This is a genomic window from Frigoribacterium sp. CFBP 13605 (genome assembly GCF_014839405.1).
In the GTDB taxonomy this organism is placed as follows: domain Bacteria; phylum Actinomycetota; class Actinomycetes; order Actinomycetales; family Microbacteriaceae; genus Frigoribacterium.
The window spans coordinates 1-15,559 of the sequence record NZ_JACYNS010000055.1 but is presented as its reverse complement, the minus strand read 5'-3'; the positions used below and the strand labels follow the sequence as shown (position 1 = coordinate 15,559).

Sequence of the window (15,559 nt, the reverse complement as noted above, 5' to 3'; positions counted from 1 at the left end):
GCGGAGGCTTCGGCGGGGGTGGCGGCGGCTTCGGTGGGGGCGGTGGCTTCGGCGGCGGGGGTGGCGGCGGAGGCGGCCGCAGCTCGGGCGGCGGCCGGTTCTAGGGTCCGCCCGTCACGGTCCACGGCCCCGTTCCGCCCCAGCCGTTCCATCCGCCCCCTCAGCCCCGAGACAGCAGCACGACCGACAAGACGAGCACCACCCCACGGCACCACCTCTCGAAAGGACGCACCATGGCAAAGCAGTCGATCTTCGGACGCATCGCGCAACTGACCCGCGCGAACATCAACAGCCTGCTCGACCAGGCCGAGGACCCCAGCAAGATGCTGGACCAGATGGTCCGCGACTACACCAACAGCATCGCCGAGGCCGAGGAAGCCGTCGCGACCACCATCGGCAACCTGCGCCTCCTCGAGCAGGACCACGCCGAGGACGTCGCCGCCGCCGCGGACTGGGAGCGCAAGGCCCTCGCGGCGAGCAACAAGGCCGACGAGCTGCGCTCGTCGGGCAACACGGTCGATGCCGACAAGTTCGACGCCCTCGCTCGCGTGGCCCTCGGCAAGCAACTGCAGAGCGAGAAGGAGGCGAAGACGGCGGAGCCGCAGATCGTCTCCCAGACGGACGTCGTCGACAAGCTCAAGACGGGGCTGAGCGGCATGCGGTCCAAGCTCGACCAGCTCGCCGCCAAGCGCGACGAACTGAACGCGCGCTCGAAGACCGTCGAGGCCCAGACCAAGGTCGCCGACGCCGTCCAGAGCATCGACATCCTCGACCCGACGAGCGAGATCAGCCGCTTCGAGGACAAGGTCCGCCGCGAGGAGGCCAAGATGCTCGGTCGTCAAGAGCTCGCGGCCTCGAGCCTCGACGCCCAGTTCGAAGGTCTCGACGACCTCGGGGAGCAGACCGAGGTCGACGCCCGCCTCGCCGCCCTCAAGCTCGGCGCGCTCGACAAGTGAGCCAGCCGCCGCCCGTCACGCCTGCGCCGGTGGACGTCCCGCCGGTGCAGGCGCGCCGGGTGGCACCCCGCCTGATGGGCGTCGACGTCGCCCGCGGCCTCGCCGTGTTCGGCATGTTCGCCGCCCACATGTGGCCTCGGCCGCTGCTCGACGAGCGCGTCTTCGACGGGCGGTCGGCGATCCTGTTCGCGACCCTCGCCGGCGTCTCGCTCGGTCTGATGTCGGGAGGCGCCCGGCCGACGCCCCGCGGCGGTCGAGGGCGGGTCGTCGGCGGGATCGCCATCCGGGCGGGCCTCCTCGTCGTGCTGGGCCTCGCGTTGCAGGCCTGGAACCCCTACCTCCTGGTGATCCTGCCCTACTACGGCGTGATGTTCGTCCTGGCACTGGGTCTGCTCTTCGCCCCCCGGGCCGTACTGTTGGCGGCCGCCGCCCTGCTCGCCGTCGTGGCCCCGTGGCTGGCCTCGTCCGTCCCCGTCGACGCCTACGGCGACACCGCGGTGTCCGGCGCCGCCGGCCTGGCGACCCAGGCCCTGCTCGTCGGCGCCTACCCGGCGCTGGTCTGGACGCCCTTCCTGCTCGTCGGTCTCGTCGCGGCTCGTTCCGACCTGATCCGCACCCGGACCCAGGTCACGCTGATCGTCGCCGGGACGTCGGCCGCGATCGTGGGGTACGCGGCGCGGTTCCTGCCCGGCGCCTCCTCGATCCCCTGGTTCGACCCGGCCGACCACGAAGGCATGCCTGCCGAGATCGTCGGCTCGGGCGGCGTCGCCGCCGCCGTGCTCGGACTGCTCCTGCTCGCCACCACCCCGCGTCGTCCCGTGACGCCCCAGGGTCGCGGACGAGGAGGCGCGGCTGCGGTCGTCCGCACCGTCCTCCGACCCCTCGCGGCCACGGGCGCGCAACCGCTCACCGTCTACGCGGCCCACGTGCTGATCACCGCGCCGCTGTTCACCGTGTACCGGTTGTCCGACCCTGCCGCCGCCTACGGCCTGCCCCTGGGCCACCTGGTCGTCGCCGTCGTCCTCACGCTCGTCTACGCCACCCTCTGGCAACGGTACGTCGGGCGCGGGCCGCTGGAGCGCGCCGTCGGGGCGCTGAGTCGTCCCTGGGCCTGGAGCACGGGCCCCCGCCCGTGACAGACTGACGCGCGTGAGGTTCGTCGTGGTTCCACAGTGGCAGGGTTCTCCGTCGTCGCGCGCCATGCGGCTCGCCGAGGGTGCGTACGCCGTCCTCGGAGACCTGCCGTCGACGGCCACCACCCTGGTCGAGGTCCCGGTGGGTGCGGGCGACTCGCTCGGCACGCGGGTGCACCGGCTCTCGTCGGTGCTCACCATCGCCGAGTCGGTCGGACGCGAGCTGCGGGCCGACGACTCCCCCGCGATCGTGGTGGGCGGCGACTGCGGCGTCGAGTTCGCCGCGGTCCGCCACGCGGTCACCCCCCGCACCGCCGTGGTCTGGTTCGACGCGCACCCCGACCTCCACAGCCCGCGCAGCAGCGAGAGCGGTGCCTTCAGCGGCATGGTGCTGCGGGCCCTGATCGGTGACGCCACCGAGGACCTCCCGACCATCGGCCCCGGTCCGACGCCCGAACCGCTCGACCCCGCCCGGGTCGTGCTCGCCGGGGCTCGCAGCTACGACGACGCGGAAGACCGCTACATCGAGAGCCGCCACGTCCCCACGGTGTCGTCGCTGGACTTCGACCCGGCCGAGGTGGTCGCCGCCGTCGAGGCGTCCGGCGCCACCGAGGTGTACCTCCACGTCGACCTCGACGTGCTGGACCCGGGGGTGATCGAGGGCCTCCTCGACCCGCAGCCGTTCGGTCTCGAGCTCGGGGTGTTGATCGAGACGATCACGGCCCTGAAAGAGCGCTTCTCCCTGGTCGGCGCGGGCCTGTGCTCGTTCGCGCCGGTCGACGCCGAGGCCGCCTCCGACGACATGGGCCCGATCCTGCGCATCCTCGGAGCCCTGTCCCGATGAGCGCGGGCCCCCCGAGCGCCGCCCCGGCCGACCCCGCCGCCTCCGCCGCCGACCGTCCGCGCGTCACGGTGGAGCGGGACGGCCACGTGCTGCTGATCGGCCTCGACCGGCCCGAGAAGCGCAACGCGGCCGACCTGCGGATGCTGCGCGAACTGGCCCTGGCCTACGGCGAACTCGACCGCGACCCCGACCTGTGGGTGGGACTGCTCTTCGCCCACGGCGACCACTTCACGGCGGGACTCGACCTCGGCGACGTCGTGCCCGCGGTCACCGCGGAGGGCCTCGACGTGGTCCCCGAGGGTGGCCTCGATCCGTGGCAGGTCCACGGTCGCCAGGTGGGCAAGCCCGTGGTGATGGCCGTGCAGGGCACCTGCTTGACCCTCGGGGTCGAGCTCGCCCTGGCGAGCGACGTCGTGGTGGCGAGCAGGGACGCCCGCTTCGGTCAGATCGAGGTGAGCCGCGCCATCCTCCCCTTCGGTGGCGCGACGATCCGCCTCCCCCGCCGGGTCGGTTGGGGCGACGCCATGCGGTACCTGCTGACCGGCGACCTCCTCGACGCCGAGGAGGCGTGGCGCATCGGACTCGTGCAGGACCTGGTGGACGTCGGGTCGGCATTCGACCACGCCCTCGACCTCGCCCGTCGCATCGCCGCCCAGGCACCCATGGCCGTGCAGGCCACCCTGGCGAACGCCCGGCTCGCGGTGCGTGACGGCGACGCCGCGGCCGAGGCCCGCCTGCAGCCCGAGCTCGTGCGGCTGCTCGCCTCGGACGACGCCCGGATCGGGTTCGAGGCCTTCGTCTCGCGGACCGCCGCCGAGTTCACGGGACGCTGACCGCGCCTCCTCGGTCGTGGGCACACGAAAGAACCCGCCCACCCCGAGGGGTGGACGGGCCCGAGAACGAGGCGGATCGGCCTACTTGAAGACGTCCTTGACGTCCTCGCCGACCTTCTTGGCGGAGGCACCGGCCTGGTCCTTCTGACCTTCGGCCTTCAGCTCGTCGTCGCCCTTGCGGTCGCCGAGAGCTTCTTTCGCCTTGCCGGCGATGTCCTGAGCGGCGTTCTTGATCTTGTCGTCGAGTCCCATGTGTGCCTCCTCGTAGGTTGACGCGCTCCCCCGCAACGATCGCGGTGGTGCGCTGATGTGAGGGACGCTACCCGTGCCTCCCGGATCTCGCTCGTGCCGTTCAGGAAAGACCCAGCGGGGTTTCACGAAACGGCCACGTCCGCCCGGGGACCCGCCTGAGAACGCCAGGCCCCGGGCGACTAGCGTCGGGGCCATGACGACTTATGACCTCATCGTGATCGGAGCCGGCGCTGTCGGCGAGAACGTGGCCGACTACGCCACCCGCAACGGCCTCAAGGTGGGGCTCGTGGAAGCCGAGCTCGTCGGGGGCGAGTGTTCGTACTGGGCCTGCATGCCGTCGAAGGCGCTGCTCCGCTCGAGCGCCGTCGTCCGTGCGGCGAAGTCGCTCGACGGGGCCAAGCAGGCCGTGACCGGTGACGTCGACGTCGCCGCCGTGCTGCGTCGCCGCGACTCGTTCACCAGCAACTGGGACGACTCGGGCCAGGCCGACTGGGTCGAGGGCGCCGGCATCGACCTGATCCGCGGGCACGCCACCATCACCGGCGTCAAGGAAGTGACGGTGAACGGCGAGGTGCACCACGCGACGTACGCCGTCGCCGCGGTGACCGGTTCGTCGGCGCTCCTGCCCGACATCCCCGGCCTCGCCGAGGCGAAGCCCTGGACCAGCCGTGAGGCCACGAGCGTCGAGTCGATGCCGCAGAGCGTCGTCATCGTCGGCGGTGGCGTCGTCGCCGCCGAGATGGCCACGGCGTACCAGCAGCTCGGCTCGACCGTCACCCTGATCGCCCGCAGTGGTCTGCTGGGTGGCCAGGAGCCCTTCGCCGGCGAACTCGTGGCCGACTCGCTGAGGGGTCTCGGCGTCGACGTGCGCCTCGGGGCCTCGCCCTCGACCGTGCTGCGCACCGAGCACGACACGGTCGAGGTCACCCTCGACGACGACTCCACGGTCGTCGCCGACGAGATCATCGTCGCGACCGGCCGTGTCCCCCGCACCTCCGACCTCGGCCTCGAGAACGTCGGGCTCACCCCGGGCGACTGGCTCGACGTCGACGACACCATGCTCGTCAAGGGCACCGACTGGCTCTACGGCGTCGGCGACGTCAACCACCGCGCCCTGCTCACCCACCAGGGCAAGTACCAGGCCCGCGCCGCCGGCGAGGTCATCGCCGCCCGCGCCTTCGGAAAGCCCGTGCACGCCGAGCCGTGGGGTGCACACGTCGCGACCGCCGACGACGCAGCAGTGCCGCAGGTCACCTTCACCGACCCCGAGGTCGCGAGCGTCGGCCTCACGGCCGACGCCGCCGGCAAGCGAGGCATCGACGTCAAGGTCGTGGACTACGACCTCGCCGCGGTCGCCGGTTCGGCGATCCACTCGGACGAGTACGCGGGACAGGCGCGGCTGGTCGTCGACGAGTCGCGCGGGGTGATCGTCGGCGCGACCTTCGTCGGCCCGGACGTCAGCGACCTGCTGCACGCCGCCACGATCGCCGTCGTCGGCGAGGTGCCGATCGACCGGCTGTGGCACGCCGTCCCGTCGTACCCGACGGTGAGCGAAGTCTGGCTGCGCCTGCTCGACGCCTACGGCCGTCCGTGAAGAACCCTCTGCTCGACTCCCCGATCTCGAGACTCGGCTGCGCCTGGGCGACGGCCGTCGGTCTCGCGGTCGGGGTGCCGCTCAGCGTGGGGCGGGTCCGCGTGGTCGGCGACCTGATCGTGTGCAGCGGCCTGCCCCGCTGGGCGTTCAAGCGGGGAGGCACCTGTGTCGGTCGGGTCTACCTGACCCGGGACAACGACGGGCCACGCGTCCTCGAACACGAGGCCGTGCACGTCCGTCAGTGGCAGAGGTACGGCATGCTGATGCCCGTACTGTACTTCCTGGCCGGCAGCGACCCGCTGTCGAACAGATTCGAGATCGAGGCCGGCCTCGAGAAGGGCGGATATCGATGACCCGCACCGTGATCATCACCGGGGCGAGCAGCGGCATCGGCCGCGAGGCCGCCCGCGAGCTCGCGAAGGGCGGCGCCGAGATCGGCGTCGTCGGACGCAACCCGGAACGCACCCAGGCGGTCGCCGACGAGGTGGGCGGGACGGCCTTCCTGGTCGACTACGACCGGCTCGACGACGTCCGGTCGTTGGCCGACCGGTTGCTGGAGCGCTATCCCCGCATCGACGCCCTCGCCAACAACGCCGGAGGTCTCGTCAGCGAACGAGGCCTCACCGCAGACGGGTTCGAGCGCACCCTCCAGTCGAACCACCTCGCACCGTTCCTCCTGACCAGGCTCCTCCTGCCCCGCCTCGTCGAGAGCGGTGGCCGGGTCGTGTCGACGGCCAGCGCGGCCAACCTGCTCGGGCACGTCCGGCTCGACGACATCAACTGGTCGAAGCGTCGATGGGCCGGGGGTTGGCGTCAGTACGGCACGACCAAGATCGAGACCGTCCTGTTCATCAGTGAACTGGCGAAGCGCACGGGCCTCGACGCGTTCTCGTTCCACCCGGGCATCGTGATGACCGGCTTCGGCTCGGATTCACGCTCGATGAGGGTCGCGAACGTCCTGACCAACGGCAACTACGGCATCTCGGCGTCGGCCGGCGCCGTGCCGTTGATCCAGCTCGCCGGGCCCACGACGATCTCGGTCGAGAGCGGCACCTACTTCGACCAGCTGTCGCCGCACGGTCGCCTGCACCGCCAGGCCACCGATCCCCTGCTCGCCGAGGCCCTCTGGGAGCGCACCTCCGAGCTCGTCGGTGTGCCCGCCGAGGTCTAGGCGCGACCACGATACGAGACGAAGGAGGCGCGACCGACGTGGTCGCGCCTCCTTCGTCGTCGAGGGCCTCGCCTCAGGACTCGGACTTGCCGACCCGCCAGTAGCCCATGAAGGCGACCTGGCGCCGGTCGATGCCGACCTCGCTGACGAGGAAGCGTCGGAGCGTCTTGATCGCCCCCGCCTCGCCGGCGAACCAGGCGTACAGGTCGGAGCTGACGGCGGTGCCGCGCGGATCGTCGCCCTGCGGGACGTCCCAGAGGATGTCGTGCTCGATGTCGACCTCGCTCACCTCGACGCCGTGGTGCCAGGCGGTCACGTAGCGGGCGGTCCAGCGGCGGACGGCGACCACCAGGGCCTCACCGTGACCGGACGTGGCGTCTCGCCTCGGCAGCCAGTGGACGTCGACCCCGGGAGGCGCGACGAGGTCGAGCTCGTCGGCCGCGGTCGGGATCTCGATGAAGACGCACCCCCGGGCGTCGACCGGCAGGGCCTCGACGATGGAGCAGATGGCCGGGGCCGCCGTCTCGTCGCCGGCCAGCAGCACGGTGCGCGCGTCACCCGGTGACCACTCGACGCCGCTGCCGGTGACGCCGCTCGTCGCGTCCGGCCCGATCAGCATGAGTTCGTCACCGACGCGCGCGCGCCCGGCCCAGGCCGAGGCGGGGCCGGTGTCGCCGTGGCAGACGAAGTCGACGTCGACCTCGCGCCGCTCGGGGCGGGCGGCCCGGGCCGTGTAGGTGCGGAAGGCGTTCTGCTGCTCGGGCGGCAGGGCGCGCCACGAGGCGTACCAGTCGTCGGTCGGGAACGTGTCGTAGCCGGTGGCCTCGAGGGGCAGGACGACCTTGATGCGCTGGTCGAGGCCGTCGACGCCGAAGTCGCCCAGGTCGTCACCGGTGAACGTGATGCGCACGAACGACGGAGCGAGCCGACGCACGGCCGCGACCCGGACGCGGTAGGGGCGGTGGGCCGGCTTCGCCGGTCGTTCGACGGTGGCGGCGGACGTGGACGTGCCCGGGGACGTGATCGTCATCGAGGGAGCCGGTCAGGCCGCGGCGGGGGTGCCGACGTGGAAGAGCTGGTGCAGGTCGTGCCGCAGGTCGTAGGCGAACGAGGGCGGGCCGCCGATCCAGACGACGTGGTCACCCGTCGCGACGGTCTCGGGTTCGACGTACATCTCGCCGAGCCACGCACGGACCGCCCGCTCGAGGGCCTGGCCGGGGGCGCAGGCGGTGCCGGTGCCGGGCACGCCCGAGCGGCGGTCCCGCGCGAGCCAGGTGACCGTGACGCGACCCGGCGAGGCGAGCGGCACGACGTCGGCAGCGCTCTCGACCTCGACGAACACCTGGCCCCTCGCGCAGATCGGCAGGACCGAGAGCATCTCTCGCAGGACGGGGATCGAGGTCGCGTCGGCGGCGAACAGGACGCGCAGGGCGTCGTGCGGCAGGGGCGGGTTCTGGTCTACGAGGAGCATGACCCCTTCAATATAGGTAAGGCTTGCCTCATCCGCCACACGGGTCTCTCGATTGACAGCGACCTCGCTGCCGTGATGGTAAGTTCTGACGGGTTCGGGAGTCCGTCAGCGACGCCCGGCGCAAGGGGCCGTGCCGTGTCCGACAGCAACACGGTGACGGATCGCGTGGACCGGTTCAGCAGCGACCGGGACTCCCCCGCCGAACGACCGAGGGGCTCTCCCGCGCCCCCGGTCCCCCGTCGCCGTGGACGATCCGCCACGGCCATCCCCGGAAGGCCCCACCAGGTGCGCACCCTCCCCCTCTCCGCCGCCGTCGCCGCGCTGTTGCTGCTCGCGACGGGTTGCTCGTCCGCCTCGTCCCCCGACGGGTCGGGCACCCCCGACCCCGACGCGACCGTCACGGTCGGCCTCGTGCTCGAGCCGAGCGACCTCGACATCCGCACCACGGCCGGCATCGCGCTCGACCAGGTGCTGATCGACAACGTCTACCAGGGCCTCGTCGGCCGCACGCAGGACAACGAGATCCGCGACGTGTTGGCCGCGAGCCACACGGTCAGCGACGACGGCCTGACCTACACGTTCACGCTGCACGACGGCGTGACCTTCCACGACGGGGCCGCGATGACGGCCGACGACGTCGTCTGGTCGCTGTCCCAGGTCAAGGACGACGCCTCGCTCGCGAGCCATTCCGACCTCGCCGCGGTCTCGACCATCACGGCGCCCGCCGCCGACACCGTCGTGCTGACGCTCTCGCGACCCGACTCGTCCCTGCTGTTCGACCTCACCGGTCGCGCGGGCCTCGTGCTCCAGCAGTCCGCGACGAACGACCTCTCGACGACGGCGAACGGCACCGGCCCCTTCGAGCTGACGAGCTGGCGACAGGGCGACAACCTGCAGCTCGGGCGCTTCGACGACTACTGGGGCACCCCGGCGAAGGTCGCGGGCGTGACCTTCCGCTACGTGACCGACCCGTCCGCGGCGATCAACGCCTCGATCTCGGGTGACGTCGATGTGCAGACCGCGGTCGACGCGACCCTGTCGACCCAGCTCGACGGCGTGGACGGCATCACCCTCGAGAAGGGCAAGACGACCGACAAGTACACCCTCGCGTTCAACAACGCCGTCGCCCCCTTCACCGACGCGAAGGTCCGCAAGGCCCTGCGCCTCGCGATCGACAACGATGCCCTGATCGCCGCCGTCGGCGGGTCGGCGGTGGACCAGGGGGGCCCGATCCCCGAGCTCGACCCCGGCTACGAGGACCTCACGAGCGTCGACTCCTACGACCCCGACGAGGCGAAGGACCTGCTGGCCGAGGCCGGTCACGAGGGTGACCTCTCACTCACCCTCGAGTACCCCAACGTCTACCCGGCCGCCATCGGCGACGTGCTGACGACGCAACTCAAGGCGGTCGGCGTCACGTTGACGGTGCAGCAGGTCGACTTCAGCACCTGGCTCGACGACGTCTACGTGAACAAGGACTTCGAGCTCAGCATGGTCAACCACGCCGAGACGCACGACTTCGCGAACTGGGCGAACCCGGACTACTACTGGGGCTACGACAGCGCCCCCGTGCAACAGCTCTACGCCGAGTCGATCGCGGCGACCGACCCGGAGGTGGCCGACGAGAAGCTCGCCGAGGCGGCGACGATCGTCTCGGACGACGCACCGGCCGAATGGCTCTACACGGCCACGACGCTGACGGCGATCCACGACGGCGTCACCGGGTTCCCGACGAGCTCGACCACGACCCGCCTCGACCTGGCTGACCTGGCCACGACGGAGTGACCCGCTTCGTCGTCGGCCGCCTGCTCCTCTTCGTCGGGGGGCTGGTCGTCGCCAGCGTGCTGATCTTCGCGACGCTGCGGTTGCTGCCGGGCGACGTCGCCCAGACGATCGCCGGCACGACCGGCTCACCCGAGCAGGTCGCCGCCCTCCGTCAGCAGCTCGGCCTCGATCGTCCCGTCGTCGTGCAGTACCTCGACTGGGCCGGCGGGCTGCTGAGGCTCGACCTGGGCGAATCGCTCGTCACGGGGACGCCGGTGGTCGACGAGGTGCTCGACAAGCTGGCCGTCACCCTGCCCCTCGCGGGGCTCTCCCTGGTCTTCGGATTGCTGATCGGCATCCCGCTCGGCGTGACGAGCGCGCTCCGCCGTGGCCGCGCCTCCGGGGTCGTCCTCGGCACCGGGGCCCAGCTGCTCGCGGCCGTGCCGGTCGTCTGGGCGGGCATGCTGCTGATCGGCGTCTTCGCCGTGACGCTGCGGTTGCTGCCGACGCAGGGGTTCCCGGCCGACGGGTGGAGCGAGCCCGGGCGGGCCTTGCGCTCGCTCGTGCTGCCGGCCCTCACCATCGGCATCGTCGAGGGGGCCGTGTTGTTGCGCTTCACCCGGTCGGCGGCGCTCGGGGCCCTGGACCAGGACTACGTGCGGACGGCCGCCGCCAACGGCATGACCCGGTCGCGCGCCCTCGTGCGACACGGGCTGCCCAACGTGATGCTCAGCATCGTGTCGATCCTCGGCCTGCAGGTGGCCGGCCTGATCGTGTCGGCCGTCGTCGTCGAGCAGTTGTTCACGCTGCCCGGGCTCGGCCGCATGCTGGTGACCGACGTCGGCCGCCGCGACCTGACCAAGGTGCAGGGTGAACTGATGACGCTGACCACGCTCGTGCTGTTCATCGGCCTCGTGATCGACGTCGTGCACCGGCGGCTCGACCCGCGCCTCCGCGAGGACGACCGATGAGGCGCGGCGCCTTCGTCCGCGAGCTGCTGCGTCGACCGCAGGGCGCGTTCGGCGCCGGCTGGCTGACCCTGATCGTCCTGTCCGCCCTGGTCAGCCGGTTCTGGACCCCGCTCGACCCCTTCGACACCGACCCCTACTCGGCCTGGCTGACGCCCTCGCTCGGTCACCCCTTCGGCACCGACTCGATCGGGCGCGACATCTTCAGCTACGTCGTCGCGGCGACCGGCACGACGGTCGTGGTCGCCGTCGCCTCGGGAGTGGTCGCCACCGTGGTGGGGGTGGGACTGGCCGCCCTCGGCTCGTTGACGTCCCGCTGGGTGCGCGAGTCGGTCGCCGTGCTGATCGACGTGCTCGTGGCGTTCCCGACGCTCCTGATCGCCATGGCCCTCGCCGCGGCGTTCGGCGGGTCCCTCACCGTCGTGGTCGTCGCCGTGGGGATCGGCTACGGCGTGACGATCGCCCGGGTCGGCCGGTCCGAGATCCGTCAGGTGGCGCGGACCGACTACGTGCTCGCCGCCCGGGCGAACGGGCTCGGCACCGGGGCCGTGCTGCGTCGCCACGTGCTGCCGAACATCGCGCCCGTCTTCGTCGTCCAGCTCTCGCTGTCGATGGCCACGAGCGTGCTCGCCGAGGCCGGACTGTCGTTCCTCGGCTACGGCGCCCCTGCCGACACCGCCTCGTGGGGGCGTCTGCTGAGCGACCTGCAGAAGTTCATCGGCGTGCACCCGGGGTCGGTCGTCTGGCCCGGGCTCGCCATCACGCTGACCGTCCTGGCGCTCAACCTGCTGGGCGACGCCGTGCGCGACGCCTCCGATCCCCGGCTGCGGTCCCGGCGGACGGGACATGGCACCCCGGGCTCCCCCGCGACGCCGGCTCCGTCCACCACTTCCCCGCGGGCCACCGCCCCGGGCGCCGCAGGCACCTCGACCACCCCGGGGGTCGTCTCGTGAGCCTGGTGATCGACGACCTCACCGTGACCGTCGGCGGCCGCCGCGTCGTCGACGGCCTCTCGCTCGACGTGCCCGACGGTGCGCGGGTCGGACTGATCGGCGAGTCCGGTTCGGGCAAGTCGATGACGACGCTGGCCGTGCTCGGCCTCCTGCCCGACGGCGCCCGCGCGACGGGCAGCATCCGGCTCGACGGACGCGAACTGCTCGGGGCGTCCGAGCGCAACCTGGCCGGCCTGCGCGGCCGCGTCGTCGGCACGGTCTTCCAGGACCCCCGCACGGCCCTCGACCCCGTCGTGACCGTCGGGCGACAGATCGTCGAGCCCCTCCGCCTGCACGGCCGCGTCGGTCGCCGGGACGCCCGCTCGCGAGCGGTGGCCGCGGCCGCCGAGGTCGGCCTGCCCGACCCCGAGACCGTCGTGGACCTCTACCCGCACCAGCTCTCGGGCGGTCAGCGGCAGCGCGTCGGCATCGCCATGGCGCTGATCAACCGGCCGGGGCTCGTCCTCGCCGACGAGCCGACCACCGCGCTGGACGTCACCACGCAGGCCGAGGTGCTCGCGCTCTTCCAGCGCCTGGTCGACGAGCAGCGGACGTCGCTGCTCTTCGTCACGCACGACCTCGCCGTGCTCTCGCGCATCACCGACCACGCGGCGGTGCTGTCGCACGGGCGCGTCGTCGAGCGGGGCCCCGTCGAGCAGCTGCTGCACCGCCCCGAGCACGAGGTCACCCGCGGGCTCGTCGAGGCCACGAGAGCGACGACCTGGAGGGCCTCGTGAGCGACCCGACCACCGCACCCGCGCCTCCTCTGCTCGTCGCCCGGGGCCTCACTCGCACCTTCACCCTGCCGCGCCGTTCGCCCTTCCGACCGGGCCCTTTGCGCCACGCCCTGGTCGACGCCGACCTCGAGGTCGCCGCCGGCGAGAGCGTCGCGCTGATCGGTGAGTCCGGCTCGGGCAAGTCCACGCTGGTGCGCCTGCTGCTGGCCCTCGACCGGGCGACGTCCGGCACGGTGACCTTCGACGGGCGCACGGTCGCCCCCGACCGCGCCTCGCGCCTGCGCTGGCTGAGGCGCCAGACGGGCATCGTCCTGCAGGACCCCTACGCCTCGCTGGACCCCCGCATGCGCGTGGGCGACACCGTGGCCGAGCCGCTGCGCGCCCTACGCGTCGAGGGCGACCACGACCGCCTGGTCGCAGAGATGCTCGAACGGGTTGGCCTCTCGGCGCACGACGCCGAGGCCTGGCCCCACGAGTTCAGCGGGGGCCAACGGCAGCGCATCGCCCTGGCCCGGGCCCTCGTGCACGGGCCGCGGCTGCTGATCGGCGACGAGCCCATGAGTGCGCTCGACGTCACCGTGCGGGCGCAGATCCTCGAGCTGCTGCGCGAGCTGCGCGACGAACGCGGGCTGTCGCTGCTGCTCGTGTCGCACGACATCGGACTCGTGCAGCACCTCGCCGACCGGGTCGCCGTGCTGCGAGACGGTCACATCGTCGAGCAGGGCCTCACCGACGACGTGCTGCGTCGACCGCGGCACGACTACACGCGGACGCTGGTCGACTCGGTGCCGACGCTCGACTGAGCCCCGGCTCGTCAGCGGTGCCCACGCGGCTCACCACATCGGCGGGTGCCGACGCTGCCACCGCAGCCGCCGCTCGAGCTGGGCGCCGAGCGCGAGCAGGACGTCCTCGCGCCCCGGTCGCCCGATCAGCTGCACGCCCGCGGGCACGCCGTCGACCTCGCCCACCGGGAGGCTGATCGCCGGCAGCCCGGCCACGTTGACGAACGACGTGAACGGCGAGTACAGGCACTGCTGCTCGAAGTTGCGTTCGGCGTCCTCGGCGTCGTACCAGCCGAGCGGGCGCGGCAGCATCGCCAGGGTCGGCGTCAGGACGGCGTCGAAGGCCGAGAACCGCTCGACGACGACTCGTTCGAACGCCGCGAGCCCGACGAGCGCCGCCGACAGCTCTCGCGCCGTGACGCGTCGCCCCTGTTCGACCAGCCACCGGGTGACGGGCTCGAGCAGCGCCAGGTCGGCCTCGGTCTCGGCCGGGATGCCCGCCGCCCCCGCCTGCCAGATCGTGCGGAACAACGCCGGGTAGTCGGACGCCGGCAGGGTGGTCTCGTCCACGCCGTGCCCCATCGTCGTGAGCAGGTCGGCGGTCTCGCCGAGGACGCCCAGGAGGCGCGGGTCGACCCGGACGTCGAACGCGTCGTCCCACGGGCTCGTCGTCATGACGGCGACCTGGAAGCGTCCCTCACCCCGCACGGCCGTGCCGAGGTAGGCGCCGTCGGGTGACGGAGGTGCCCAGAGGGCCTGGTGGTGCCGCGGTTCGCGCCCGTCGGGCGACACCATCGCGTCGAGCAGCAGGGCGGCGTCGGCCACCGACCGGGCCAGGGCCCCGCCGACCGGCAGGCCCGCGAGGCTCGTCAGACCCGACTGCGCCGGCACGCGTCCCCGGGAGGGCTTGAGTCCGACGAGGCCCGTGGCGGCGGCCGGGATGCGGATGCTGCCCCCGCCGTCGGACCCGGGTGCGAACGGCAACAACCCCGCGGCGACGGCGGCCGCGGCGCCGCCGCTCGACCCGCCCGCGCCCGTCTCGGGCGCCCACGGGTTGCGCGTCGGAGGGCCCACGAGCGTCTCGGTGTACGCGGTCAACCCGTACTCGGGCGTGGCCGTCTTGCCCACGCTGATCGCGCCGGCCTCGTCGAGCGCCTCGGTGATCTCGGCCGACGTCTCGGGCACCCGGCCCCTGCTGAGGCGTGAGCCCGACCAGGTCGGCACGCCCGCGCGGTCGCTGAGGTCCTTGTCGGCCAGCGGCAGCCCCCAGAGCGGCGCGACCGAGGGGCCTCCGGCGGCCAGGGCGTCGGCCCGCGCGAGGGCGGCCTCGCCGGTCACCGTCACGAACGCGCCGACGTCGCCGTCGAGGCGGGCGATGCGCTCCAGGTAGTGGGTGGTCAGCTCACGGGGCGAGACCTCGCCGCGACGCAGCCAGTCCCACTGCTCGTGGGCGCTCAGGTGGTGGAGTTCGAACACCCGTCGAGCCTAGGCCGCGGCTCCGACCACGGATCTCGCTTTCTGGTACATTTGTCCCATTCGTGCTCCCCCGGCCGCAGGTCGCCTCCGGGACCGTCGCACGTCTCGACAGGACGCCGTCATGGGTTACCTCTTCCTCGCGCTCGCCATCGTCGGCGAGGTCTTCGCCACGAGCTTCCTCAAGGTCACCAGCGGCCCCGACGCCAAGTGGTGGCAGTACGCGGCGGTCGTGGTCGGCTACGTCTTCGCGTTCGCGATGCTCTCGCAGTCGCTGAGCAAGGGCGTGCCGCTCGGCATCGCCTACGCGATCTGGGCCGGCGTCGGCGTCGTCCTCGTCGCCCTCATCAGCTGGATCTTCTTCAAGGAGCCCCTGACCCTCGTCCAGCTCGGCGGCATCGTCCTCGTCATCGGCGGCGTGACCATGCTCGAGCTCGGCGGTCGCCACGAGGCCGCGGCCTGACCCCGTGACGGACACCACGTCGGGTGACGGCCGGGGCCCCGGCGGCTCGACCGTCGGCTCGTCGGCGATGAGCAGCTGCGGCTCCCGTGCCAGGGCGATCGCGATGAGCACGCGCTGGCGCATGCC

General features: G+C 72.5%; 17 protein-coding genes. 13 read left to right on the top strand and 4 right to left on the bottom strand.

Annotated features, from left to right (window positions below):
• The first annotated feature begins 233 nt into the window (after positions 1-233).
• Genes IFT36_RS10910 through IFT36_RS10895 form a run of 4 tightly spaced genes read left to right on the top strand, consistent with a single transcriptional unit; the run spans position 234 to position 3,766 of the window.
• Positions 234-956: a PspA/IM30 family protein gene (locus IFT36_RS10910; RefSeq protein WP_200413121.1), complete on the top strand. Its 723-nt coding sequence runs from the start codon at positions 234-236 to the stop codon at positions 954-956.
• 59 nt (positions 957-1,015) lie between these two features.
• On the top strand, positions 1,016-2,092 hold the full coding sequence (locus tag IFT36_RS10905) for a DUF418 domain-containing protein (RefSeq protein ID WP_200413120.1): 1,077 nt from the start codon (positions 1,016-1,018) through the stop codon (positions 2,090-2,092).
• A gap of 13 nt (positions 2,093-2,105) precedes the next feature.
• Complete coding sequence (locus IFT36_RS10900) at positions 2,106-2,933, top strand: arginase family protein (RefSeq protein ID WP_307785086.1); 828 nt, start codon at positions 2,106-2,108, stop codon at positions 2,931-2,933.
• Positions 2,930-3,766 carry a crotonase/enoyl-CoA hydratase family protein gene (locus IFT36_RS10895; RefSeq protein ID WP_200413119.1) on the top strand — a complete coding sequence of 279 codons (837 nt, stop codon included), beginning with the start codon at positions 2,930-2,932 and terminating at the stop codon, positions 3,764-3,766. The genes IFT36_RS10900 and IFT36_RS10895 overlap by 4 nt, the downstream gene beginning before the upstream one ends.
• Positions 3,767-3,847: 81 nt before the next feature.
• Here IFT36_RS10895 and IFT36_RS10890 read toward each other — a convergent pair whose 3' ends face one another.
• Complete coding sequence (locus tag IFT36_RS10890) at positions 3,848-4,018, bottom strand: CsbD family protein (RefSeq protein ID WP_043595102.1); 171 nt, start codon at positions 4,016-4,018, stop codon at positions 3,848-3,850.
• Positions 4,019-4,211: 193 nt separating this feature from the next.
• On the opposite strand from IFT36_RS10890, the gene IFT36_RS10885 reads away from it, so the two are divergent.
• The 3 genes from IFT36_RS10885 to IFT36_RS10875 are packed head-to-tail and all read left to right on the top strand — an operon-like array spanning position 4,212 to position 6,783.
• The gene (locus tag IFT36_RS10885) at positions 4,212-5,612 is read left to right on the top strand and encodes a dihydrolipoyl dehydrogenase family protein (RefSeq protein ID WP_192123364.1); all 1,401 of its coding nucleotides are present in this window, start codon (positions 4,212-4,214) and stop codon (positions 5,610-5,612) included.
• Positions 5,609-5,965 (top strand): Fe-S oxidoreductase, encoded by a 357-nt coding sequence (locus IFT36_RS10880; RefSeq protein ID WP_307785085.1) that lies wholly within the window; start codon positions 5,609-5,611, stop codon positions 5,963-5,965. The genes IFT36_RS10885 and IFT36_RS10880 overlap by 4 nt, the downstream gene beginning before the upstream one ends.
• Entirely contained in the window at positions 5,962-6,783 is an 822-nt protein-coding gene (locus tag IFT36_RS10875; RefSeq protein ID WP_200413118.1) for an SDR family NAD(P)-dependent oxidoreductase, read from the top strand. The genes IFT36_RS10880 and IFT36_RS10875 overlap by 4 nt, the downstream gene beginning before the upstream one ends.
• Positions 6,784-6,856: 73 nt before the next feature.
• Here IFT36_RS10875 and IFT36_RS10870 read toward each other — a convergent pair whose 3' ends face one another.
• On the bottom strand, positions 6,857-7,813 hold the full coding sequence (locus IFT36_RS10870; RefSeq protein ID WP_056045971.1) for a siderophore-interacting protein: 957 nt from the start codon (positions 7,811-7,813) through the stop codon (positions 6,857-6,859).
• A 12-nt stretch (positions 7,814-7,825) separates the two neighbouring features.
• On the bottom strand, positions 7,826-8,254 hold the full coding sequence (locus IFT36_RS10865) for an SIP domain-containing protein (RefSeq protein ID WP_123570261.1): 429 nt from the start codon (positions 8,252-8,254) through the stop codon (positions 7,826-7,828).
• A gap of 285 nt (positions 8,255-8,539) precedes the next feature.
• Here IFT36_RS10865 and IFT36_RS10860 point away from each other — a divergent pair, with 285 nt between their 5' ends.
• The 5 genes from IFT36_RS10860 to IFT36_RS10840 are packed head-to-tail and all read left to right on the top strand — an operon-like array spanning position 8,540 to position 13,518.
• Positions 8,540-10,039 (top strand): ABC transporter substrate-binding protein, encoded by a 1,500-nt coding sequence (locus tag IFT36_RS10860; RefSeq protein WP_277960119.1) that lies wholly within the window; start codon positions 8,540-8,542, stop codon positions 10,037-10,039.
• Positions 10,036-10,989 (top strand): ABC transporter permease, encoded by a 954-nt coding sequence (locus IFT36_RS10855; protein WP_200413116.1) that lies wholly within the window; start codon positions 10,036-10,038, stop codon positions 10,987-10,989. The genes IFT36_RS10860 and IFT36_RS10855 overlap by 4 nt, the downstream gene beginning before the upstream one ends.
• The gene (locus IFT36_RS10850) at positions 10,986-11,939 is read left to right on the top strand and encodes an ABC transporter permease (RefSeq protein WP_200413115.1); all 954 of its coding nucleotides are present in this window, start codon (positions 10,986-10,988) and stop codon (positions 11,937-11,939) included. The genes IFT36_RS10855 and IFT36_RS10850 overlap by 4 nt, the downstream gene beginning before the upstream one ends.
• On the top strand, positions 11,936-12,715 hold the full coding sequence (locus IFT36_RS10845; RefSeq protein WP_200413114.1) for an ABC transporter ATP-binding protein: 780 nt from the start codon (positions 11,936-11,938) through the stop codon (positions 12,713-12,715). Before IFT36_RS10850 ends, IFT36_RS10845 begins: the two co-directional genes overlap by 4 nt.
• On the top strand, positions 12,712-13,518 hold the full coding sequence (locus IFT36_RS10840; protein ID WP_200413113.1) for an ABC transporter ATP-binding protein: 807 nt from the start codon (positions 12,712-12,714) through the stop codon (positions 13,516-13,518). The genes IFT36_RS10845 and IFT36_RS10840 overlap by 4 nt, the downstream gene beginning before the upstream one ends.
• Before the next feature lie 30 nt (positions 13,519-13,548).
• Here IFT36_RS10840 and IFT36_RS10835 read toward each other — a convergent pair whose 3' ends face one another.
• Positions 13,549-14,973: an amidase gene (locus IFT36_RS10835; protein ID WP_200413112.1), complete on the bottom strand. Its 1,425-nt coding sequence runs from the start codon at positions 14,971-14,973 to the stop codon at positions 13,549-13,551.
• A 121-nt stretch (positions 14,974-15,094) separates the two neighbouring features.
• Between IFT36_RS10835 and IFT36_RS10830 the strand changes: the two genes are divergently transcribed.
• Entirely contained in the window at positions 15,095-15,433 is a 339-nt protein-coding gene (locus IFT36_RS10830) for a DMT family transporter (protein WP_056045992.1), read from the top strand.
• Positions 15,434-15,559: the final 126 nt, after the last annotated feature.